The sequence below is a fragment of the Paraburkholderia sp. FW306-2-2C-D06C genome, from assembly GCF_058781505.1.
The window spans coordinates 19,189-41,416 of record NZ_JBYSWU010000012.1; the positions used below are offsets into that span (position 1 = coordinate 19,189).

Genomic DNA, 22,228 nt, shown 5'->3' on the forward strand with positions numbered 1-22,228 from the left:
TCGTCAAATCGAACAACAGGAGCAAACCATCATGAAGATCGCTGTAATCAACTTCTCAGGCAATGTTGGAAAGAGTACCGTTGCACATCACCTTCTCGCGCCACGGCTGGAAGGTGCCCAGGTGATTCCTGTCGAGTCGATCAACTCAGACGACAGCGAAAAAGGATCGGCGATGCGTGGGAAGGAATTTGGGGAACTGCAGGACAAACTCATGACCTTGCGGCATGCCGTGGTCGATATCGGGGCATCGAATGTCGAAGACTTTGTCTCGCTGATGCGTGACTATCACGGTTCTCACGAAGACTTCGATGCCTTCGTCGTACCGACCGTTCCTGCGCTTAAACAACAGGTCGATACAATTTCGACGTTGCGCGCACTCACCGGAGAAATCGGTGTGCCGGCAAACCGCATTCGCGTTGTGTTTAACACGGTCACCCCGAAAGATGACGTGTCAAAGATTTTCTCGAAAATTTTCGACTACTACGCGGAAAACCGCAATTTCGTCTTGAATCGCGATGCGGTGATGTATGAGAACCCTATCTACGAAAAGATCAAGGCTTTCGATCGCTCCATCATCGATATTCGCAACGATCCGACCGACTATGTCGCGATGAACGCCGAAGCAATGGAGAGCGGAGAGCCCGAGGAACATCTTGCACAGATTCGCCAACTGGTTGCAATCAAACGTCTGGCCGCACGGGTAACCACCGAACTGGACGCAGTCTTCGAACTCGTGGTGCATTGATGGGCGCATCGGACGATTCGATCCGCGAGGAACTGATCGGCGCAGTACTGGGTGAGCTATCGCTGTTGCGACGGGACGTGAAGGGTCTGTCCCAGCTGCTCGATACCACGGGCAAGCAGTTCAAGGACGACGGTGAACTTACGCTGCTGCGCTTCACGTCCCGCTACGAGCAATTCCTCAACCAGTTCGCTGCATCGAGCACCGATGTGCTGGCCGAAGCGGGACGGTTTTCGGAGGCCCGCGATCAACTGCTTGGCGAGATATCGCTCAGGCAGTACGACGAAGCCAACGGACGAAGCCGCGATCTGCTGCGCGAGGTCTTGCGCGAAGAGCGCGGCCGCGGTCGTCGTATCGGCCGAATCGAATTGGCCGCATGGACCGTGTGCGCCACGCTTGGCTCCGCGGCGCTCACAGTCGGAGCCCTTGCGGCACTGCGCCTTCTGACCACCTGACAGGAGATCTCATGAAACGACTGATCGCAATATTAATCTGCGGCGCGGTCGCCACCCAGACAGTGGCGCTGGCCGACGACGACAACCCGTCCGCCTGCGGTGCCGTCTTGTGTCTTGCCGGTCTAATCGCCGGCGGCAGTGCCGGCGGGGACTGTAAAAACTATATGACAGGTTACTTTTCCATCGTGAAATTCCACCACGGTCACTTCGATGAGACAGGCACTTCGAATGCCCGTAGCGATTTCACGGACCAGTGCCGTAGCGTTGGACCGGATACGAAGAAAGGTGTGAACGACCGGTACGGAAACGTTCAATCTGGTCCGTGACGCGTAGCCGCTCTCTCAGGTCCTGCCAATATTTTGCCCTCGGAAGTCAGGACTTTTTACGGTGCCGGCTACGGCCCGCAGTCGACAGCACGCGGTAGCAGGCTTCCGGGTTCGGCCACAAACCGCCGTTCGAATGGGTCGTCAGTCGGACATTCAGGCGTCGGGTCCGCTCCCTAAGCGGTCATCTGATTATCAAAGACGAACGCTCCTTCATCGGCTTTTGCTGCCGTTGGAGTATCTGCTGCGGTGAGGCGATTCATAGGCACATTGCCGCCGTTCGCGCTGTAGTTGGTTCAGAAGTCAGATGTCGTTGCGAGAGAACGAGTACTGCGATCCGCTCACTTATAGCGACCGCGCCAGCGCGACGGCCGCTCGCAGAGCACTGACATTTTGCACAGTTTCGGGGCGCGGACGCGGGACGAAACGACGATTGAGCAGATACCCGGCAGGTGACCTTTTCCGGCGAAAACCGCTGCGTTTGCTGCCTGCCTGGAGCCCAGCTTTTCGGCTCAGGAGAGCGGTAACGCTACGCGCCTTGAATCCTCACGCGCAGAACGGAGATGTCGCTCCCCCGTTGCGGTGTCATACTCAGACCAGTTTTTTACGATGTGACTTCGCCGTCTGATCGAATCAGGTCTACCGCTCTCCCATAGCATGCGTCTATGGGACGCACCAGCGCGGGGATACTTCACTAGTCTTTTTGGCGTTCCGATACTGGCTTCAACTTGATGCGGATCAGTACGAGGCATACCGCCTCGTGATCGGAAAGACGGAGATAGACGATGTCGAAACAGGCGCGTTATTGCGTAATTGGAGCGGGTGCTGCGGGCCTGGCAGCGCTGAAGACATTGACCGACGAAGGCTTCGCGGTGGACTGTTTTGAAAAGGGCGAGCAGGTCGGCGGCCACTGGCATCACGACTACGATGCGCTGCATTTGATCACGCCGAAGAGCAGTTCGTTTTTCGACGGCTTCCCGTTGCCGGCTTCGTACCCGATGTATCCGAGCCGTGAGCTGATCGCAGCCTACATGTGCAGCTACGCCGAGACCTTCGGCCTGAACCGGATGATCACGTTCCGGACCGCCGTCGAGCGCATCGAGCCGCTGGGCGAGCGTGGCCGCGACGGCTGGCGCGTGACGCTGTCGGACGGCGCGGTGCGTGACTACACCGGCGTGATCGTCGCGAACGGGCACTTGTGGGACCAGAACATCCCTGCGGTGGGCAAAGGCTATACGGGCCGGTCGATCCATTCGGGCTCGTACCGCAACACCAGCGAGATCGAAGGACGGGTGCTGGTGGTGGGCTTCGGCAACTCGGGTTGCGATCTCGCGGTGGATGCCGCGCAAAGCCGCATGGACGTGACGATCGCGATGCGCTGCGGTCAGGTGTTCCAGCCGAAAACGTTCTTCGGCGTGCCGCGTGGAGAAGTGGCCGCGCTCAACGCGCTGCCGCCGGAGTTGGCGAACATGGCGACGATGTCGCTGATCAACACGGTATTCGGCACGCACGAGAATTACCCCGGCATGCCCGCACCGGAAACCTACGATCTCGAGAAGCAGCCACCGGTCGTCAACTCGCTGCTGCTTTACTGGATTCAGCACGGGCGTATCAAGGTCGCGCCAGGTCTGCGCGCAATCGACGGCAAGCGGGTGACGTTCACGGACGGCACGGAAGGCGAGTTCGACACGATCCTGTGGGCCACAGGCTTCAAGACGACGCTGCCGTTCCTCGACACATCGCTGTTGGAGTGGCGCGACGGGGTGCCGTTGCGCACGGCGGCGATGACGTTGCCGACGACGCTCGAATCGCTGTACTTCGTGGGCCTTACCGCGCCACGCGGCGCGCAATGGCCGGTGTACTGCACGCAAAGCCGCCTGATTGCACGCTTCATGAAGCAGCGCGAGCAGGGCACCGACGATCTGGCCGAGCGCTTTGCAGGTCTGCAGACGGCGGACTCGCGCATCGACATCGTGCGGCGTGTGTGGCAACAGAACCTCGATGAGACTACCCGGCAACTCGACGCCATTGCGCAGCAACCCGCCATTGCGGTCGAGACCGAATCCGATTTCGTGGTCTGACAACGCGCCGGAATAAGGGCGTGATAAAAAGTTGGAGACACTCAACCAACGGGTCGCCGTATAGAAGAGCGTGCAATTGACGGACGCCAGTTTTTGAAAGGGGCGCGCTACCGCGTCGGACGTCGGGAAGGATGGCGGGCAGGTTTGTTGCGGCGAACGTGAGAGCCGCCCATTGCCGCAATCCTGAACGACACTGCCGTGGTCGCCGACATTTGCCGGCAGGCGCGTGAGATGCGCGCCTCTCCGACCCTACCTGTGGACAGAAGTTGAGAGAGGTTCAAATGGTTACGAAAAGCTTGTCGACTAACGACATTCATGGTTTCAACGCATCGCCGCAAGGCGCGCACACGGACACGTCCTCGTTGCGACGCGCCGTGATCGGCGTGACCTGCGGCAACATGATCGAGTGGTTCGACTTCGCGCTGTACTCTTCGCTGGCGACCATCATCGGCCACGTGTTCTTCAGAAACCAGGATCATGCAACGCAGTTGCTGTCGATCTACGCCACGTTTGCTGCCGGCTTTCTGATCCGCCCAATCGGCAGTCTGGTATTCGGTCCGATCGGCGACCGTTACGGACGTAGAACCGCGCTCACGCTCAGCATCACGCTGATGTCGGTCGCGACGTTCTGTATCGCTTTTCTGCCGGGCTACGACAGGATCGGCATCGCGGCTCCCATTCTTCTGCTGTGCATCCGGATGCTGCAAGGTTTGTCGACGGGCGGTGAATATGGCGGTTCGTGTACGTTCATTGCCGAGCATGCTCCTGACGCGAAGCGTTCTTTCATGACGAGCTGGCTCGAATTCGGCAACATCTCCGGCTTTCTGATTGGCGGCGCAGTCGTGAATGTGCTGACTTTCTCGTTGGGCACCGAGAGCATGGCTGCATGGGGATGGCGCATTCCGTTCGTGATTGCGGGCTTCGCCGGGCTGGTTGCGCTCTATCTGCGGCTGAATGTCGATGAATCGCCGGTGTTCCGTCAAATGCAGGAGAACGAGTCGCATCAGAAAGGGCTCGCGCAGAAGCGCAGTCTCGTGCAACTGCTGATCGCGGAGTGGCCGCAGCTTCTCAAATGCGCGGGGCTGACGGCAGTCTTCAACATTACCTACTATGTCGCGCTCGGCTACCTGCCTGGCTATCTGTCGGATGTCGCGGGGCATCCCGTCGAATTCGGCAATCTGCTGGCAATGGTCGCCACGCTGGTGATGCTGGCTCTGATACCGTTTGCGGGAATGCTGTCCGATCGCTTCGGTGGCGTGAAGATGATTCGCTTCGGATGCCTCCTGATTATCGTCGGTGCTATTCCGGCCTTCATGTTGATGAAAAGCTCCAGCGTGATGGTGATTTTCGGTGCGCTGATGACACTGGTGCTGGCGCAATTGATGTTCGAAGGCGCGATGCCGGCGACACTGACTTCTCTCTTCAGAGCCCCGGTTCGATACAGTGGCCTCGCTATCAGCTACAACGTATCGGTTTCGCTTCTCGGCGGCACGGCACCCCTCATCAATACATGGTTGATTCACAGAACCGGCAATCCGCTGATTCCTGCGTGGTACATGATTGGTGGCGCCGTACTCGGCCTCGTCGCGCTGAAGTTCGTCAAGGACTTGACCGGCAAACCTTTGCCAATGTGATCGCAAAGCCGTAAACCGAAGCTTTGCTTCTTCATCACGGTATCAAAAGGACCTGTGCGGCGGCTAGCGAATGGTCGCCGTGCCATAAGCAACGCTCAAACAAGGATATTGAGATGCGAATTTGCTGGGTTCACCCGACGACCAGAACGTCTGCACTGACTCCGTTGTGGACGACGATCGAACAGACCATAGCGCCGATCGTGTCGCCGGGGACCGAAATCGAATATCGGTTTTCGACGGGCAGTGCGAATTTCACCCGATCTTCTTACGCCGAGCATCTGAATTCGGTGCTCATGCTCGATCAGGCTATCCAGGCAGAGAAGGACGGCTTCGACGGCGTGTTTCTCGGCTGCTGGAATGACGCGCTTTGGGAAGCCAGAGAGGTTCTCAAGATTCCGGTTGGATCGGTCGGTGAACAGTCGATGCTCGCGGCACTCGCAATGGGGCGACGCTTTGCCATCGTCACGGTGTCGCAGAAAACGGCGGTCGCCATCGAGCGTGATCTTCTCGCGTATGGCCTGCGCGAGCGCGCAATTGCCCGGCCGGTCAGATCGATTTCACCCGAGTCCGATGGAGATTTGCTGCTTGGCGCCGTCACCGATCCGAACAGTGGCTTCATCGCGCGATTCGAAGCGGTGGCGCGCGAGTGCATTGCGGAGGGCGCCGATGTGATCCTGGTCGGTTGCGCTTACTACGGTCCGTTGGTTCGTCGCGCGGGCTACACCCATGTGTCCGGCACTGGTATTCCCGTCGTGGACTCGACGACCGTCGCTATCAAATATCTCGAAGCGATGATCGGCGTATCGAAGGCGACTGGCTTCACGAAATCAATGGGGCCGACGTTCCAGAATCCGGACGCGGACAAGATCGAAAAGGCGCGTATTGCACTCGGGCCGTTGGCGGCCTGAGTCATTAACGAGGTTGTCTCTGCAATGGAGATAAGGGGGCAATTGCGTCGCTAACCAACTGGCAATAGCCTGCACGTTTTCAGACTCTCCGACTTCAATTCACTTTAATCGAACAGCAATGGCGCTCAGTTTCATCGAGCGCCATTGTTTTTTTTCAAGGCGCTTCACGTCGAAAAACAAGCCGCGCGACGCGACTACGGGTAATCCATACATCGAACAAAGCGATGTAACGCAGCGCTTTGTTCATCCTACGTTGCGCTGTTATTCGCCTCGGCCCACGTGCAGGGGGCTTGTCGTTCCATCTGTCCCAGCAAACTCAAATTCATCCATAGGACATTGCTATGGGAAACATCGGTTTGGGGATACTTCACTAGTCTTTTTGGCGTTCCGATACTGGCCTCAACTTGATGCGGATCAGTACGAGGCATACCGCCTCGTGATCGGAAAGACGGAGATAGACGATGTCGAAACAGGCGCGTTATTGCGTAATTGGAGCGGGTGCTGCGGGCCTGGCAGCGCTGAAGACATTGACCGACGAAGGCTTCGCGGTGGACTGTTTTGAAAAGGGCGAGCAGGTCGGCGGCCACTGGCATCACGACTACGATGCGCTGCATTTGATCACGCCGAAGAGCAGTTCGTTTTTCGACGGCTTCCCGTTGCCGGCTTCGTACCCGATGTATCCGAGCCGTGAGCTGATCGCAGCCTACATGTGCAGCTACGCCGAGACCTTCGGCCTGAACCGGATGATCACGTTCCGGACCGCCGTCGAGCGCATCGAGCCGCTGGGCGAGCGTGGCCGCGACGGCTGGCGCGTGACGCTGTCGGACGGCGCGGTGCGTGACTACACCGGCGTGATCGTCGCGAACGGGCACTTGTGGGACCAGAACATCCCTGCGGTGGGCAAAGGCTATACGGGCCGGTCGATCCATTCGGGCTCGTACCGCAACACCAGCGAGATCGAAGGACGGGTGCTGGTGGTGGGCTTCGGCAACTCGGGTTGCGATCTCGCGGTGGATGCCGCGCAAAGCCGCATGGACGTGACGATCGCGATGCGCTGCGGTCAGGTGTTCCAGCCGAAAACGTTCTTCGGCGTGCCGCGTGGAGAAGTGGCCGCGCTCAACGCGCTGCCGCCGGAGTTGGCGAACATGGCGACGATGTCGCTGATCAACACGGTATTCGGCACGCACGAGAATTACCCCGGCATGCCCGCACCGGAAACCTACGATCTCGAGAAGCAGCCACCGGTCGTCAACTCGCTGCTGCTTTACTGGATTCAGCACGGGCGTATCAAGGTCGCGCCAGGTCTGCGCGCAATCGACGGCAAGCGGGTGACGTTCACGGACGGCACGGAAGGCGAGTTCGACACGATCCTGTGGGCCACAGGCTTCAAGACGACGCTGCCGTTCCTCGACACATCGCTGTTGGAGTGGCGCGACGGGGTGCCGTTGCGCACGGCGGCGATGACGTTGCCGACGACGCTCGAATCGCTGTACTTCGTGGGCCTTACCGCGCCACGCGGCGCGCAATGGCCGGTGTACTGCACGCAAAGCCGCCTGATTGCACGCTTCATGAAGCAGCGCGAGCAGGGCACCGACGATCTGGCCGAGCGCTTTGCAGGTCTGCAGACGGCGGACTCGCGCATCGACATCGTGCGGCGTGTGTGGCAACAGAACCTCGATGAGACTACCCGGCAACTCGACGCCATTGCGCAGCAACCCGCCATTGCGGTCGAGACCGAATCCGATATCACCACCTGAGCTTTAAACGAGAAAGAACATGCAAACACCCAATCAACAGGCAGCCTCCAGAAGCGTACTGGTCACCGGTGCTAATTCCGGTATGGGACGCGCAACCGCGCTGCGCTTCGCTGCTGAAGGCTGGCACGTGGTCGCAGTCGATGTCACTGAGTCGACCCATGGCGTGGAGCAGAACCTCACGTCGGTCGTCGCCGACATCACTGACGAAGCTTCGTTGGCCGCAGGCGTTGCGCAAGCTCTCGACGGCAAGCCCCGGCTCGCAGCCGTGGTCAACGCGGCGGGCATCTTCCCGACGTCGTCGCTCGATAGCTACGACGTCGCCCTTTACCGCCGCATTTTCGACGTCAACGTGCTGGGCACGCTCAACGCCGCCCGCGTTGGTGCAAAGCATATCGGCGCGGACGAAGGTGGCGCGATGGTGTTCTTCGCTTCGGTGGACGCCTTCGCGGTGTCGCGCAACCAGTTGTTGTACAGCGCGTCGAAAGCGGCCGTCGTGGCGATGACCCGCTCTCTCGCGATTGAACTGGCCGAAAGCCGCATCACGGTCAACGCGATCGCGCCGGGCTGGGTGGATACCGAAGGTACGCGGCGCGGTGGCCGCATCGAGGCCGCGATCCCCAGTATTCCGCTCAAACGCGCGGCGTCTGTCGATGAAATTGCGACGTGGGCGTGGAATCTTGCAGGCAACCCGTCGTATATCACCGGCGAGACCGTGTGTATCGCGGGCGGAATCTTCATGCGCTAACCCGCGTCGGTCACGCGTTGGTCACGTCCCGGTCGCGCCGCTCGCTCGATGTGACGAGCTGTGACGGCGGGTTGCCGATCCGTCAGGCCATTCCATTTTTCAATTCTGTACCGGCTTTCTTTTTAACTGGAGTTCATTCATGAGTTCGACCCTCGCAGCCCGCCAAAAAATCCCGTCGGGTGGTCCTTACGAAAATGTGTTCGGCTACTCCCGCGCCGTCAAGGTAGGCGCACACCTGCACATTTCCGGCACCTGCGCACCGGCTGTTCACGAAAAGAGCGATGCCTATACTCAGGCGCGCGCCATCATGGCCGTGATCGAAAAAGTGCTGGGCGAAGCTCAGATGAGCGTCGCGGACGTAGTTCGCACGGTCGTATATGTCCGCGATATCAACGACGCGGAAGCGGTCGCCAAAGCCCATCTGGAAACTTTCGATGCAGTGCGGCCGGCGAGCACGCTGGTCCAGGTCGACTCCATGTTGCGTCCGTGGCAGAAGGTCGAAGTCGAAACCTACGCAATCGCGGACGAGTAACGGGATGCTCCGGGCACCGCCCGGAGTCTCACGCAGGCGGCAAAACAGTCGATCGTTTTATTTGCCGATGTAGAAAAAATAGTTCGGTATCCGATGCATATAGAAGTTACCTATAACCAGCGCAGTTCGAAAGGTTTGGAGAGTGATGTGAATTACAAACGCAAGCTGATCGTGGTCGCGGCAGCAGTTGTTGCATCCGGCGCTGCGCATGCGCAGTCGTCGTCCGTGACACTGTATGGCGTCATTGACGTAGGTCTCGATTTCACCAACAACAGTGGCGGAAAGCAGCTCTTCAAGATGCAGGACGGCACGTATGACGGAATGTATGGCAGCCGCTGGGGCCTGAAAGGAGAGGAAGATCTGGGCGGCGGTCTCAAAGCAGTCTTCAAACTGGAGAACGGCTTTAACCTGAACAACGGAACGCTGGGCCAGGGTGGGCGGGAATTTGGCCGGCAGGCGTGGGTCGGTTTGTCCGATGCGCGGTTCGGTACGGTGACACTCGGTCGTCAGTACGATTCGGTGGTCGATTACTTCCAAGGCGTCACGATGGCGGGAACCTGGGGCGGCCTTGCATGGCACGCGAGTGACATCGACAACTCGGCCAACTCGTTCCGCGTGAACAATTCGATTAAGTACGCAAGCCCGGATATTTACGGCATCACGTTCGGCGGCGTGCTGGGACTCAGCAACTCGAACGCCGAAGGTACCAGCAAGATCGGCATGTATAGCGCGGGGGTGGCTTACCAGACAGGTGGCCTGAACCTCGCCGCGGCGTACTTCTATGCAAAACAACCGGCCACCCTCTTTCCCGACGGGGACTATTTGGCCAATACCACAGGTGCTGCGGTGGGCGCGTCCGGGCCGTGGAGCTTCGTGGGCAATCCGGCTAAGCAGCAGATCATCGGCGTGGGCGGGACCTATACGATCGGCAGCGCGCACATCGGTCTCGACTACTCGAACGTGAAGTTCGGTGATGCCAACGGCACGACGTCGACAGTCAAGTTCGATAACTACGAGGCGTGGGGATCGTATGCATTTACCGACGCTGCAACCTTGGTGGGCGGATACACGTACTCCAACGTCAATCTCGGCTATTCGGCTGAGCGACCCAAATACCACCAATTCAACCTGCTCGCGGACTACAAGCTGAGCAAGCGTACCGAGGCCTATGTGTCAGCCGCCTACCAGCTCGCGGCAGGCGGATCGCAACCCGCGTCGATTTTCGACGGCGTGATCGGCAATGCGTCCTCGACGGACAAACAGGTCGCCGTGCGCGTTGGCATCGTTCACAAGTTTTGATGGTCGCCAGGCCTCAATCGGGCGGCCTGACTGCATCGCTCAAACCAATATCCATGCACATCCGTTAAGTCTGGAGCAATCATGAAAGCCTCGTCGATAATCAGCAGCAACCCGCTCAAGCGTTGCACCGTCATCGCGGCACTTGCGTTCGCGACACTCTCCATGCAAAGCACCGCTCACGCGGAAGTGGATGCGGGCAACACGTGGCAAAAGGTCCGTCAGGGAGGCGTACTGCGTTGCGGCGCCGGCATTACTCCGCCGTATGTGATTCGTGACGCGAAAACTCAACAGTACAGCGGCGTATTCACTGAAATCTGCCGGGGTTTCGCTCAAAACGTGCTGAAGGTGAAGGCAGAATTCATCGATACGAGCTGGCCCAACATGATTGCCGGTGTGCAATCCGGCAAGTGGGACATGGCCATGTCGCTCAGCTATACGGAAGAGCGCGCGAAAGCGATCAGGTTCTCCACGCCGGTGACCAATTCGAGCGTCACGTTTGTGTACAACAAGAACAACCCGAAGCTGAAAGCCGCGCCGAAAGCGATGGCGGACCTGGATAACGCCGACCTGACGATAGCCGTGATGTCCGGCTCGATCGCCGACAAGGCGACCACTGCCGAATTGAAAAAGGCGACCATCATGCGCCTTCCGGGTTCGGACGAAACCCGGCTCGCGTTGCTGTCGAAACGGGCTGACCTGATGGCCGACGATATCGCCACCAACATGATCGTGACCGCAGCGCATCCGGACACGCTTGTCGGTTTTCAGCCCGCCCCTGCGCTCGTACCCCAGCCGGCCTGCTTCGGTCTGAACAAGGAGATATCCGATGCCGACGTCGCTGTGCTCAACAAGTACATCGAAGAACAGCGTAGCTCGGGCGCGCTCGACAAGCTGACGAAGCAGGCGGTCGACGCCACGGTAGCGTCGGAGAAATAAGCGGCCGGCGTTTGCGTTGACCGTTTAAAGCCCGGCGTTGCACGCTTACACGTGCCGCCGGCGCAATAGGGCGACCCCCGGTCGTCTGATCATGTCATGCCGTTGGCGCCTGCTAGCCGGTAAATCTTTGAATAGTGCAGCGCTAACGCAACACGCGGCACCACGCTGAACCAATGTGGGAGATGTCATTCATGAATGCCCAAATAGCGCTCGACATACGAGCGGCGAATGCGGTCGACGATCGTCCCGTCTCGCGGAACTTCGTCGAGTTTAAAAACGTCTACAAATCGTACGGCGAAAATCTGGTCGTGATGAATGGCATGACGCTCGACATGCGTGCGGACGACCGTCTGGTGATCATTGGTCCGAGCGGCAGCGGCAAAAGCTCGCTGCTTCGCTGCATGATGGGCCTGGAAGGCATTCAGGGTGGCGAGATCGGCTTTCAGGGGAAGCGTTATATCCATAGTGCGGCACGCGGCCAGCCTAGCCGGATCGATCGCAAGATGCAGCGGCAGATCGGCATGGTGTTCCAGCACTACACGTTATTTCCGCATCTATCGGTATTGGGCAATCTGGTTCTGGCGCCGGTCAAGGTTGGCGGTCTTTCAAAAGCCGAGGCGACGGAGCGGGCCAGAATGTATCTCGCTCGACTCGGACTCGAGAGCAAGCTGAATGCGTATCCGAGTCAATTGTCGGGCGGTCAGAAGCAGCGTGTCGCGATTGCGCGCGCCTTGATGCTCGAACCCAAGCTGATGCTATTTGACGAAGTGACGTCGGCGCTCGATCCGGAAATGGTGGTCGAAGTCCAGAATGTGATGCTGCAACTGGCCGAGCAGAAGATGGCGATGATCATCGTCACGCACGACATGCACTTTGCTCGCGACATTGCAACCCGGGTCGTTTTCTGTGCGAATGGTTCGATCGTCGAAGAAGGTCCGCCGATTCAATTGTTCAAGCAGCCTAAGGAAGCGCGGACGCGCGAGTTCCTCGAAAAGGTTCTACACCTCGACTGAGGCCATACGATGAGCTACCACTTCGACTTCAGTTTTCTTCACGGGAACGTGGACGCGTTATTGAGCGGCATCAAGATCACGCTCGAACTCACCGTTGCGTCGAACCTGCTGGGACTGACGCTTGGATTTCTGCTGTGCCTCACGACGATGAGCCGCTGGAGTTTTTTGCGCTGGCCGGCGCAGATGTTCATCGAGTTCTTTCGATGTACGCCTGCGTTATTGCAGATCGTCTGGTTCTTCTATTGCATCCCAATGATGTTCGACTTCTTCATCGCGCCGGTTCCGCTCGGCATCATCGCGCTGGGTCTGAACCTCACGGCATTTAACGCCGAGGCTTATCGTGCGGGTATTCAGGCGGTGCCGAAAGAGCATCTGGATGCATGCGTCGCGCTCGGCCTTCGTCCGTGGCAGCGTACTTTGTACGTCGTGCTGCCGCAGGCGTTGCGAACGGCTACCCCGAGCCTGATGACCAACGGGATTGGTGCGCTTCAGCAAAGCGCTCTGGTGGCTGTCGTTGCAGTCGGCGACCTGATGTACGTGAGCACCCAACTCGCGACCGAGGCGTACCGGCCGCTCGAGACTTATACGCTGGTGGCGCTGATCTATTTCGCGCTGTCCATTCCGATCTCACAGATGGTGCGTCTGGTCGAACGCCGTCACGATCTTGCCATGCAGCGCTGAGGAAAAATATCATGTCTCATCTTTCCGTCGTTCTCCCTTACATAGGTGTGCTGCTTCGCGGACTCGGCCTGACGATCGCGTTCACGCTGGGATGCGCGATTGCAGGAAGCCTCGGCGGGTTTGTGCTGAGCCTGCTAAGAATGTCGCCGAACAAGGTGGTCAAAGGCGCGACGGGGTTGTACGTCGAGTTCTTTCGCGGCACGCCTTTGTTGATCCAGTTGTTCTGGGTGTACTTCTGCCTGCCTGTGTTGTTCCGAGTATCAATTCCGCCAGCCATGTCGGTGCTGCTTTCTCTCACGCTGTACATGATTGCGATCACCAGTGAGACATTTCGCGGCGCGTTGAGGTCTATCGCAAGGGAACAGCACGACGCATCGACCGCACTCGGTCTTACTCCGATGGTCAAGGTTCTGTATGTGATATTTCCGCAGACCCTGTTGCGGGCGACGCCGCCATTGCTGTCGAACGTCGTCAGTCTGTTCAAGGAAAGCGCGTTGATCTCGAGCGTCGGCGTCGCGGATCTGATGTTCGTCGGGCAGAACATCTCGAACAACACCGCGCGTCCTCTGGAGTTCCTGACGGCTGTCGGTGTGATTTACTTTCTCGTGGCCTTTCCGCTCACGCGTCTGGTCGGTGTCGTCGAGACCAGGATGCTGCGGCGCTACGCGTATTGACGCTGCACGCGCACGGAGGTGCTGAAACGCGCCTTAATTTTCGAACTTGATTGTTCAACTCCAGAGAAGAAATAAATTGACTAACCTGGCAAGTCGGACCGTAAGAATTGGCGACCCTCTGCAACACAGTATCTGGTACAAGACTGCGCCCGCCGCACCGGAAACGGGGTCGCTGAATTCGGCGGTTAGCGCCGATGTCTGCATCATCGGCGCGGGCTTTACCGGGCTGTCTGCAGGCATTCATCTTGCCGAGCGGGGCAGAAGGGTTGTCGTAGTCGAAGCAGAGGAGGCCGGCTTTGGCGCATCAGGCCGCAATTCCGGGCACTGCACGCCGACCTTTCACTCGTTTGAACTGGAGCAGTTCCGGCGCATGATCGGTGAGCCATTCGGCTCCCGAATGGTCCGCGCGCAGTGCGATTCCACTAATTTCCTGTTTGAACTGATTCGCAAGTACGGCATTGAGTGTGATGCGATACAGAGTGGCTACGTCGAAGCCGCGCACAGCAGGGCCGCTTTTCAGGCGCAACAGAAGAAGGTGGCTGACTACAACGCACTGGGCAAGCAGACCCGTCTGCTGACTGCGCACCAGGTCGAAGAGTTGACGGGGTCGCCGCGATACTTCGGCGGATGGTTTCATCCCGAAGGAGGAAATATCAATCCGCTCGCATACTGCCGCGGCTTGGCGCGCACGCTGATCGAACTCGGCGGGGACATCTATACGGCAACGCCTGCTCTGAAAATCGCGCCTGCGGGGTCGGCATGGCGGGTCGACACGCCGAATGGACAGATCGTGGCAGACAAAGTCATCTATGCAGGTGGTGCTTATCTTGCACCTTCCTGTTGGCAAGGCATGGAGAAAACCTACGCGTTGCTGCCGATTATCGGACTGGCCAGCCAGCCGCTTCCGATCGAGGTGCAGAACCAAATCCTGCCGCGCCGCAATACGGTTCTCGAAACCCGCCATGATCCGGCGAGTTATCGACTGGACCGTGACGGCCGGCTGATCACTTCGATCATGCTGGAAGGGCGCCGGGGCGGCGACGAAGACTATACGAAGGAACTCCTCACCACGCGCTTTCGCTGGTTATTGCCGCAGTTGTTGGAGTTGCGCTGGGAGAATTACTGGCATGGGCGCCTCGACATGCAACCGAGGCTATTCCCAAGATTGTTCGGGCTAGCACCGGGAGTGGCCGCCATGAACGGGTATTCCGGGCGCGGCGTAGCCACCGGCACGGTGGTGGGCAAAGTGCTGGCCGACTGGGCGACGGGCACGCCGCCTGAAGCGCTCACGCTGCCACTCGAATCTCGTGGGAACGCGCCACAACTGATGAAAGCGGCAATGCGGATCATGCTGCCGTATCTGCGATTTGCAGATCAACGGGCCGCGAGGCGCGATGGCTTGAGACCGCCGCCTTATTGATTCGCGGCGAGCCGCCACGTCGCGCTGCGTGATCTGTATCGAACTGGCCGCAGTGCCGATGTGAGCACCCGGAACGCAAAACGAACCAATAAAAGGCCACGCGTTTTCAGTCAGCTTCACGATGCGCTGGCAGACTTTGCCGATCGAAAGATAGGGAGTCGCCTGCTTGCGGAGCACTAACGGTCAACCGGTGAATTCTGTTCACCGCATTGAAGCATTAAAATAGCGCGCACAATGATATACGCCGGGCCTGACCAGTGCGTCACTGAGGCGCTTCGGTTCGCATGGGTACACGACCGACCGGTTCGCTGGCCCTGTCCAGCCGACACGACATTCCAACCTTCCTTCAGAAGGACGACTCTTTCGAGAGTGCGCGATGACACTACAGCAACTCCATTATTTTCTCGCGGCGATCGAGCATGGCACGCTCTCGAAGGCGGCTGAACAACTCAACGTCGCGCAGCCGACGCTCTCCGATCAGATCATCCGGCTGGAGGAGTCGGTCGGTACGACACTCTTCATCCGCACCAATCGCAAGCTGATGCTGACTGAGGCCGGCCGCGGCTTGCAGCCTTTCGCTCTGGCTGCAACGACCGCTTCGAGACAAGGCTACGAAGCGGTCCAGTCGGTGCGGGACCTGAAGGGCGGTGTTGCGAGCTTCGGCACCTTCGGCACGGCGCATCACTACTTTCTGGCGGATCTGATCGAGGAATTTCGTTCGCGGCATCCCGACATGAAGTTGAAGATTACCGGCAACAACTCGTCCGAAGTGGCGGACGCCGTCAGCCACGGTGAGCTTGAGGCGGGTCTGGTCATGATTCCGCTCACCCAGCGTAATCTCGCTGTTAGCGAGCCTGTGTGGTCGGCACGAGTGGGCTATATCAGCGCTGACCCGGCTCGCTTGCAGGGACCGAAGACGATTGAAGACCTCGCGGCAGCGCCGCTTATTCTTACCGAAGCGAAGTGGAGTTCATCGGACTCGATCAGATCGACGCTGAACGCTCGCGCGCAAAAGGCGGGCGTGATTCTGAACCCGATCATCGAGGTCGATCATCAGTCGACCGGGTTTGAACTGGCTGCGCGAGGCCTGGGCGATGTGATCGCTTCGCGACCTATACTCCACCGTCTTGGCTATGAGAAGAAATTGGGTTGGACACCCATCGATCCGCCGCTTTTCGAAGTGTTCGCGTTCATTCATCGTTACGATGCACCGCTGTCGGCGGCCACGCGCGTTCTCCTGCAATTGATGCGGGAACATCTCGCACGAGTGCAGCGTGCGTATGGGCATCTCGACTCTGAGCATCAGGCGGAGCCGCCACCAGATTAGTTCGATGTTGGCGGAAAAAAGCTTATACGTGATAGCAGGGTTCCTGTTTCATCGCGACGGCCCCCCGGATTTTTCATCGTTAACAGCCACCAGTTGACCCACTATCGCGTGAAGCCATATCGGACAGCGTGCTCTACGGGATCATTAGTATCCTCCGACTTCGTTGTTCGGTGAGGGCGCCAGATTAAACGGGATGTCCCATCACTAGATGTGCCGTTACTTTGGCCGAAGTATTACCTGTGGGCAGTTGTAGCTGGACCGCTTCACCCAGTTATCGGACGTTGGCGCTATCAAGGCGTGACCGGCCGCAACGGGTCGCGTGCTGCCGATCGCGACGATGCGAGATTCCAAGCAGTCCATGCGATTTGCATGAGGCAGCGATCGGCCACGAGTTGACACTCGCCAGCCGCCGTAACGAGACGTCTGGATGGCCGGTACATCCACGTAGGAGTCGCCCGAAGATCGGGTGCACCACGCCCTGATAATGCGATTATCAATGGTGCGGTTTCTGGTGACGGGGCACCGCGCTTTTTCACCTGTGAAAGGGCCACCGGACATTGCCCGGTCCTTGCGGCCGTTGCCCTCGTTGAGCCCGGCGCGGTGCGATCCTTTCAACGTCGACGCGTTTCGCCGTTGCACTTCAACCCTTCAAATCGATCGCAGGAAGGCTGCGGACACGCCCGGTTGGAGGTCGGATGAGAGGTTCCGCGAACGCGCTATCTCCTTAGTGAACTGCATGACTGTGCGGCAAGCGAGCGTCATTTCGCCGTGGGGAGACATAGCAAGCGCAATGAAGCGAGGCACTGGAGGGTCGACCACCATCGACGACTGCAACCGACATTCCTTTTCAAGATTGGCAATCGCGTAAGGTCCAAGCAACGCATAGATTCCGCCATCTGCCACGATATGCGCCTGTAGACTCAAAGAGTCGGCTTCTGCCGCGAAGTTAAGGGAGACCCGTTGTTCACCAGCAATTTGTTCGAGCCGGTCGCGCCAGCTGTTGGGGCGGCAGAAAGAGACCAATGGAATCCCGTCGAGCTTTGAAAAAGCAATTGCGGATTGCTTTGTCAAAGGATCGCCTTCTGCGCTGACCAGGTAGGTCGCCGCCTCAACCAGATACTCGTCACCATTTCTCGGCGTCGGGCTGTTTCGAAAAAGGATTGCGAGATCAACATTACCGTGTTCCAGCCACGTTTCCAGCAACGCACCTTGACCTTCGCGCACCTGTAGTTGCACTAGGGGATAACGCTCTCGAAGGCGGTGGTAAAGCGTGCTGACAAGCGGATGGGCAGTTGAGGGCAGGATTCCAATTCTGACAACGCCGATCGGCTCTCCCGCAGTACTGCGGATGTCGTTTGACAATTGCTCCGTACTCGCAAGCCACGTCCTTACGCGCGGGGCGATACGCGCCCCCAGCTCGGTCAATACCACCCCTCGCCCGGTCCGCTGAAACAAACGGCCACCGCAGTATTGCTCGAGCTCAACAATCTGGCGGCTGATGTGAGGCTGACTTGTCCCATAAGCAACGGCAGCCTTGCTCAAACTCCCGAGTTCCGCGGCATCGATGAATAACTTCCAGGCAGCGTAGTCCACCGCAAGGCCCCCCAACGAGATATGTCAGATCAGTATATCTGAAATGTACCGTTTCGCAGTTCCCGCATGAGTCGTCCCTCCCTACACTGCAACGCATGCACCGTTGTTCCAGCTTGATGCGAAACGAGCAGCGGGCTCTCCTCTCGGAAAGAGGAGCGGAAAAGCTCACATTTGGAGACGTCATGAAAACGATCGATCTACGCGGTTTGGTCCCGGCACCCATAACCCCCTTCACCCGCGAGGGAGCGGTGGACCACGCAGCAATTCAACGGCTGGGTTCCTGGCTCGGCAGCATCGAGGGCGTTAAAGGTCTGACGGTTCTCGGCCACGCTGGCGAAGGCACGTTCCTCACGCAGAAAGAACAGGCTCAAGTCATCCAGAGCTTCGTGAAGTCCGTTGACGGCAAGATCCCGGTCATCGCCGGTATCACGCTCGAAGGCACGGAAGTGGCGGTGGAAGAGGCGAAGCGCGCGGTCGAGGCCGGCGCGTCGGCAGGTCTGGTGTATCCGTCTCACGGCTGGCTGCGCTTCGGTTACCAGAAGGGCGCACCGCAAGACCGCTACCGCGCTATCTACGAAGGCAGCGGCCTGCCGCTCATCCTGTTCCAGTACCCGGATGCCACCAAGGCGACCTACAACCTCGAAACGCAGTTGGAAATCGCCGCACAACCGGGCGTCTTTGCCATGAAAAACGGCGTGCGCAACATGCGTCGCTGGGACGTTGAGATTCCCATCATCCGTCGCGAGCGTCCGGAACTGCAAATCCTGACCTGCCACGACGAGTATCTGCTCCATACGATGTTTGACGTCGACGGCGCGCTCGTCGGCTACGGCAGCCTCGCTCCCGAGCCACTCATCGAACTGATCAAAGCGGGCAAGGCGAAAGACTACCAGGCCGCTCGCGCGATCCATGATCGCCTGCTGCCCGTGACGCGCAATGTGTACCACCGTGGCTCGCACATGGAAGGCACCGTTGCACTCAAGCATGGCCTCGTGGCCCGCGGGATCCTCGAGCACGCCACGGTGCGCTCGCCGTTGCTGCCGCTCGCGGAAGGCGCGGACGTCGAGATCGCAGACGCGCTTCGTTCGGCGGGCCTCGTCGACTGACGCGGGAGCGGCGAACCAAAAGCCGTTACGACGATAGCGAAGCGCCGCCCCGCTTCGCTGTCAGCGTTGAGCAGTAACGGCGGCCCGCGAAACCTCGCGCCGCGCGTCGCCCATAACGGGATCGGGAAACGACCGAAAAAGCTTCGACGGCGCGACACAATAAGAAAGAAAAGCGATTCGATGCTTCAAAACAAGAAGAAAACCGAGGGCCCATAAAATGCAGCTTTTCAGGAGACAGCATGAACACCCTTTCCACCGCCTACGGCGTCGACCTTGGTCAATCCCCGAGCGAAGCGCGCCCCGTGAGCGAGCAATTGCGTGCGGCGAACCTGCTGTTCCGCATCGAGAACGTGCCGTTCTGCAAGTGGCACACCAAGGCACGTATCGTCATGGGCAGCGCGACCCTCTTTGACGCATTCGACGCACTTTCACTTGCTTTTGTACTGCCTGTACTAGTGGGTCTCTGGCATCTTTCTCCCGCGAAGATCGGTGTGCTGATCGCCGCTGGCTATCTTGGTCAAGTCGTAGGCGCGTTGGTTTTCGGTTGGTTGGCCGAGCGCCTTGGGCGGGTGCCGAGCGCCACAATAACTGTCGGTGTCATGTCGGCAATGAGCGTTGTATGCGCCTTCACCGGCAGCTTGCATATGCTGTTTTTGATGCGCTTCCTGCAAGGCATCGGCGTAGGGGGAGAAGTGCCTGTGGCGGCCACGTACATCAACGAGCTGTCTCAAGCGCATGGCCGAGGACGTTTCTTTATCCTGTACGAACTCATTTTCCCACTGGGTCTCCTCGCGGCCGCGCAGCTCGGCGCTTTCATCGTCCCCCGCTTCGGTTGGGAATATATGTTTCTGATCGGCGGCATTCCCGGCATCGCCGTAACGATCCTGATCGCGCGCCTTCCAGAATCGCCGCGCTGGCTCATTTCACGTGGGCGTTTCGATAAAGCTGAACGCATCATCGAGCGGCTGGAGGCAAGCACGACGAAGCGCACCCTTGATGCCCAGACGCAAAAGGCCGAGGTCGACGAGCGCGTGGTTGGCCTTCTGAGCGGACTCCAGTCGAAGCAGAAGGGAACGTGGAAGGAGCTTTTCTCACCGTTCTACAGAGGTCGCACCGTTGTCGTGTGGTTGCTTTGGGCGAGCTCTTATTTCATCGCCAATGGCATCAACAACTGGCTGCCGAGTCTCTACAGGACGGTCTACCATCTGCCTCTGCAAGAGTCGCTTCACATGGCGTCCATCTCGAACGTCCTGAGTACGTGCGGCGTGCTGGCTTGCGCGTTGCTGATTGATCGAGTCGGGCGCCGCCGCTGGGCAATGGCTTGCTTCGTCATCAGTGGAGTCCTGCTCGCAGTTTTGGGCATTAATGGCGCTGGCAGCGCATGGTCTGTGATGTTCCTGGGATCGTCGGCCTATGCTGTGATGGCAACCGCAACGGTCCTTCTGTACCTTTACACCCCTGAAATCTATCCGACCCGGATGCGCGCCATCGGTACTGGTCTCGCGACTTCCTGGTTGCGAGCGGCGTCTGCTGCTGCGCCAGCGATCGTCGGCGTCGTATTAACAGCAAAAGGCATCGCTGCGGTATTCATCATGTTTGCTGTGGTTAGCGCAGTGGGCTTCTTCGTCGCTGCGCGCATGGTGGAGACGACCAATCGCGCGCTCGAAGAGATCTCCCCGTAGCCACTCGCCTCCCTATCGGCTCCTTCTCCTGATATGACTCAGGAGAAGGGGCTTCCTCGCTCGTCGCACCGTTAGCTTCAGCGACATGTCCGCAACAAGCGCCAACGCTCCACGGTATCCAATCAGTAGTACTTAGTGGATGGCGCGGAAAAGGTCGCTCACAAAAATATGAATGGAGACAACCGAAATGAAAAAGGCACAACGGATAATGGTCTGCCCTCCTTTGCGGAAAGTCGTCGGCACGCTTGGAGTCCCGACAATTCTCTGCTCCGTCCTAGCCTTGACTTCTGCCGGCGCACACGCAGATAGCGCCTCCCAGGTTCAACTTTATGGGATCGTCGGCACCTATGTCGGGAGTGTCAAACGTAGCGACACGCCGCAATCCACGGTGCTAATGGGGAGCGGTGGGCTCACCACTTCGTTCTGGGGAATTGGCGGCAAGGAAGATCTTGGCGGCGGCGTCAGCGCCATCTTCGCTCTTGAGAGCTTCTTCCAACCCCAAAACGGCGCGCTGGGTCGCAGTGCAACGGACCCATTCTGGTCACGCAATGCGTACGTGGGCTTCGCAGGCGACTACGGCCAATTGACCCTCGGGCGGCATAGAAATCCGACCTATACGGCAGAATCTCTCGTCAATCCATTAGGATCATCTGTCGTCTTCTCTCCGCTCGTCGTCCAGACATTCGTGGCCAACTATGGGGGCACGATCATTGGAGATACGGTGTGGAATAACACCGCCAAGTACACGACTCCGAACTTCAAGGGTTTCGGTGCAACCGTAATCTACGGGCTTGGTGGCGTTGCGGGTTCGCCTGGCATCGCTAATCTCGGCTTTCACTTCAATTACCAAGCTCACGGTCTCACGGCAGTGCTGTCCGGCCAGCGCGTGCGGTACACCGCAGCAGGGCCCGTAGGCGCGCAGTACGCCTACCTCGCGGGCGCAGCATACGACTTCAAGGTCGTAACGCTCTACGGGGCGTGGGCGATGACAAGTGACGTCAGTACCCCTACGGGCAGCCACACCTACGAGGCGGGTTTGTCGATCCCCTTCTCACCTGCCGACTTCTTGCTCGCAGAGTGGGCGCGTACGCAACGGTCCGGACCTACGCATACGACCAACAGCCTTCGCAACACTGCCGCTCTCGGTTACGACCATCTGCTGTCCAAGCGGACGGACATTTACGCAATTTACTCTATCGACAAGCTGAGCGGCCATCCCATCGGCAACACATTTGCCGTCGGCATTCGGCACACGTTCTAGGAAGCGTTCGCCCTTTTGTCGTCGATTCCTGTCTCTGAAAAGCTCGGCGACGCAGACCG

Annotated in this window: 20 protein-coding genes; 19 read left to right on the forward strand and 1 reads right to left on the reverse strand. The window is 58.8% G+C overall.

The window, feature by feature from the left end; genetic code table 11:
- Positions 1 to 31: 31 nt before the first annotated feature.
- The 16 genes from stbB (at position 32) to AC3WLT_RS11580 (ending at position 16,527) form a co-directional block, all read left to right on the forward strand.
- Complete coding sequence (stbB, locus tag AC3WLT_RS11505) at positions 32 to 745, forward strand: StbB family protein (RefSeq protein ID WP_154564424.1); 714 nt, start codon at positions 32 to 34, stop codon at positions 743 to 745.
- Positions 745 to 1,197 (forward strand): hypothetical protein, encoded by a 453-nt coding sequence (locus tag AC3WLT_RS11510; protein ID WP_154564422.1) that lies wholly within the window; start codon positions 745 to 747, stop codon positions 1,195 to 1,197. Before stbB ends, AC3WLT_RS11510 begins: the two co-directional genes overlap by 1 nt.
- An 11-nt stretch (positions 1,198 to 1,208) precedes the next feature.
- Positions 1,209 to 1,523, forward strand: a complete 315-nt coding sequence (locus tag AC3WLT_RS11515) for a TrbM/KikA/MpfK family conjugal transfer protein (protein WP_154564420.1) — start codon at positions 1,209 to 1,211, stop codon at positions 1,521 to 1,523.
- Between the two features lie 782 nt (positions 1,524 to 2,305).
- Positions 2,306 to 3,601: a flavin-containing monooxygenase gene (locus tag AC3WLT_RS11520; RefSeq protein ID WP_154564418.1), complete on the forward strand. Its 1,296-nt coding sequence runs from the start codon at positions 2,306 to 2,308 to the stop codon at positions 3,599 to 3,601.
- A gap of 281 nt (positions 3,602 to 3,882) precedes the next feature.
- Positions 3,883 to 5,235 (forward strand): MFS transporter, encoded by a 1,353-nt coding sequence (locus tag AC3WLT_RS11525; RefSeq protein WP_154564416.1) that lies wholly within the window; start codon positions 3,883 to 3,885, stop codon positions 5,233 to 5,235.
- A gap of 113 nt (positions 5,236 to 5,348) precedes the next feature.
- A complete protein-coding gene (locus AC3WLT_RS11530) occupies positions 5,349 to 6,143 on the forward strand; it encodes an aspartate/glutamate racemase family protein (RefSeq protein ID WP_154564414.1) in 795 nt (264 codons plus the stop codon).
- Between the two features lie 461 nt (positions 6,144 to 6,604).
- Positions 6,605 to 7,900: a flavin-containing monooxygenase gene (locus AC3WLT_RS11535; RefSeq protein ID WP_154564412.1), complete on the forward strand. Its 1,296-nt coding sequence runs from the start codon at positions 6,605 to 6,607 to the stop codon at positions 7,898 to 7,900.
- A 19-nt stretch (positions 7,901 to 7,919) separates the two neighbouring features.
- Positions 7,920 to 8,645: an SDR family NAD(P)-dependent oxidoreductase gene (locus tag AC3WLT_RS11540; RefSeq protein ID WP_154564410.1), complete on the forward strand. Its 726-nt coding sequence runs from the start codon at positions 7,920 to 7,922 to the stop codon at positions 8,643 to 8,645.
- A gap of 139 nt (positions 8,646 to 8,784) precedes the next feature.
- On the forward strand, positions 8,785 to 9,177 hold the full coding sequence (locus AC3WLT_RS11545; protein WP_154564408.1) for a Rid family hydrolase: 393 nt from the start codon (positions 8,785 to 8,787) through the stop codon (positions 9,175 to 9,177).
- Positions 9,178 to 9,324: 147 nt separating this feature from the next.
- Entirely contained in the window at positions 9,325 to 10,476 is a 1,152-nt protein-coding gene (locus tag AC3WLT_RS11550; RefSeq protein WP_492591981.1) for a porin, read from the forward strand.
- A gap of 81 nt (positions 10,477 to 10,557) precedes the next feature.
- Complete coding sequence (locus AC3WLT_RS11555) at positions 10,558 to 11,412, forward strand: substrate-binding periplasmic protein (protein ID WP_154566895.1); 855 nt, start codon at positions 10,558 to 10,560, stop codon at positions 11,410 to 11,412.
- A 311-nt stretch (positions 11,413 to 11,723) separates the two neighbouring features.
- Positions 11,724 to 12,425, forward strand: coding sequence for an amino acid ABC transporter ATP-binding protein (locus AC3WLT_RS11560; protein WP_233465179.1), 702 nt, complete (start codon positions 11,724 to 11,726; stop codon positions 12,423 to 12,425).
- Between the two features lie 9 nt (positions 12,426 to 12,434).
- Positions 12,435 to 13,106, forward strand: coding sequence for an amino acid ABC transporter permease (locus tag AC3WLT_RS11565; RefSeq protein ID WP_492591982.1), 672 nt, complete (start codon positions 12,435 to 12,437; stop codon positions 13,104 to 13,106).
- Positions 13,107 to 13,117: 11 nt separating this feature from the next.
- Positions 13,118 to 13,780: an amino acid ABC transporter permease gene (locus AC3WLT_RS11570; protein ID WP_154566898.1), complete on the forward strand. Its 663-nt coding sequence runs from the start codon at positions 13,118 to 13,120 to the stop codon at positions 13,778 to 13,780.
- 76 nt (positions 13,781 to 13,856) lie between these two features.
- Positions 13,857 to 15,200, forward strand: a complete 1,344-nt coding sequence (locus tag AC3WLT_RS11575; protein WP_166618352.1) for an NAD(P)/FAD-dependent oxidoreductase — start codon at positions 13,857 to 13,859, stop codon at positions 15,198 to 15,200.
- A 376-nt stretch (positions 15,201 to 15,576) separates the two neighbouring features.
- Complete coding sequence (locus AC3WLT_RS11580) at positions 15,577 to 16,527, forward strand: LysR family transcriptional regulator (protein ID WP_154566900.1); 951 nt, start codon at positions 15,577 to 15,579, stop codon at positions 16,525 to 16,527.
- A 648-nt stretch (positions 16,528 to 17,175) separates the two neighbouring features.
- Here AC3WLT_RS11580 and AC3WLT_RS11585 read toward each other — a convergent pair.
- The gene (locus AC3WLT_RS11585; protein WP_168435991.1) at positions 17,176 to 18,120 is read right to left on the reverse strand and encodes a LysR family transcriptional regulator; all 945 of its coding nucleotides are present in this window, start codon (positions 18,118 to 18,120) and stop codon (positions 17,176 to 17,178) included.
- A 182-nt stretch (positions 18,121 to 18,302) separates the two neighbouring features.
- On the opposite strand from AC3WLT_RS11585, the gene AC3WLT_RS11590 reads away from it, so the two are divergent.
- The 3 genes from AC3WLT_RS11590 (at position 18,303) to AC3WLT_RS11600 (ending at position 22,169) form a co-directional block, all read left to right on the forward strand.
- Complete coding sequence (locus tag AC3WLT_RS11590; RefSeq protein ID WP_154566902.1) at positions 18,303 to 19,226, forward strand: dihydrodipicolinate synthase family protein; 924 nt, start codon at positions 18,303 to 18,305, stop codon at positions 19,224 to 19,226.
- Positions 19,227 to 19,465: 239 nt separating this feature from the next.
- On the forward strand, positions 19,466 to 20,908 hold the full coding sequence (locus AC3WLT_RS11595; protein WP_154566903.1) for an MFS transporter: 1,443 nt from the start codon (positions 19,466 to 19,468) through the stop codon (positions 20,906 to 20,908).
- Positions 20,909 to 21,095: 187 nt separating this feature from the next.
- On the forward strand, positions 21,096 to 22,169 hold the full coding sequence (locus AC3WLT_RS11600; protein WP_154566904.1) for a porin: 1,074 nt from the start codon (positions 21,096 to 21,098) through the stop codon (positions 22,167 to 22,169).
- Positions 22,170 to 22,228 lie beyond the last annotated feature (59 nt).

Excerpts from the sequence above, each read along its gene's own strand:
- AC3WLT_RS11595 (WP_154566903.1), top strand. The coding sequence starts at position 19,466 with ATGAACACCCTTTCCACCGCCTACGGCGTCGACCTTGGTCAATCCCCG.
- AC3WLT_RS11540 (WP_154564410.1), top strand. The coding sequence starts at position 7,920 with ATGCAAACACCCAATCAACAGGCAGCCTCCAGAAGCGTACTGGTCACC.
- AC3WLT_RS11520 (WP_154564418.1), top strand. The coding sequence starts at position 2,306 with ATGTCGAAACAGGCGCGTTATTGCGTAATTGGAGCGGGTGCTGCGGGC.
- stbB (WP_154564424.1), top strand. The coding sequence starts at position 32 with ATGAAGATCGCTGTAATCAACTTCTCAGGCAATGTTGGAAAGAGTACC.
- AC3WLT_RS11590 (WP_154566902.1), top strand. The coding sequence starts at position 18,303 with ATGAAAACGATCGATCTACGCGGTTTGGTCCCGGCACCCATAACCCCC.
- AC3WLT_RS11565 (WP_492591982.1), top strand. The coding sequence starts at position 12,435 with ATGAGCTACCACTTCGACTTCAGTTTTCTTCACGGGAACGTGGACGCG.
- AC3WLT_RS11545 (WP_154564408.1), top strand. The coding sequence starts at position 8,785 with ATGAGTTCGACCCTCGCAGCCCGCCAAAAAATCCCGTCGGGTGGTCCT.
- AC3WLT_RS11515 (WP_154564420.1), top strand. The coding sequence starts at position 1,209 with ATGAAACGACTGATCGCAATATTAATCTGCGGCGCGGTCGCCACCCAG.
- AC3WLT_RS11560 (WP_233465179.1), top strand. The coding sequence starts at position 11,724 with ATGAATGGCATGACGCTCGACATGCGTGCGGACGACCGTCTGGTGATC.
- AC3WLT_RS11525 (WP_154564416.1), top strand. The coding sequence starts at position 3,883 with ATGGTTACGAAAAGCTTGTCGACTAACGACATTCATGGTTTCAACGCA.
- AC3WLT_RS11555 (WP_154566895.1), top strand. The coding sequence starts at position 10,558 with ATGAAAGCCTCGTCGATAATCAGCAGCAACCCGCTCAAGCGTTGCACC.
- AC3WLT_RS11530 (WP_154564414.1), top strand. The coding sequence starts at position 5,349 with ATGCGAATTTGCTGGGTTCACCCGACGACCAGAACGTCTGCACTGACT.
- AC3WLT_RS11510 (WP_154564422.1), top strand. The coding sequence starts at position 745 with ATGGGCGCATCGGACGATTCGATCCGCGAGGAACTGATCGGCGCAGTA.
- AC3WLT_RS11600 (WP_154566904.1), top strand. The coding sequence starts at position 21,096 with ATGAAAAAGGCACAACGGATAATGGTCTGCCCTCCTTTGCGGAAAGTC.
- AC3WLT_RS11580 (WP_154566900.1), top strand. The coding sequence starts at position 15,577 with ATGACACTACAGCAACTCCATTATTTTCTCGCGGCGATCGAGCATGGC.
- AC3WLT_RS11535 (WP_154564412.1), top strand. The coding sequence starts at position 6,605 with ATGTCGAAACAGGCGCGTTATTGCGTAATTGGAGCGGGTGCTGCGGGC.
- AC3WLT_RS11570 (WP_154566898.1), top strand. The coding sequence starts at position 13,118 with ATGTCTCATCTTTCCGTCGTTCTCCCTTACATAGGTGTGCTGCTTCGC.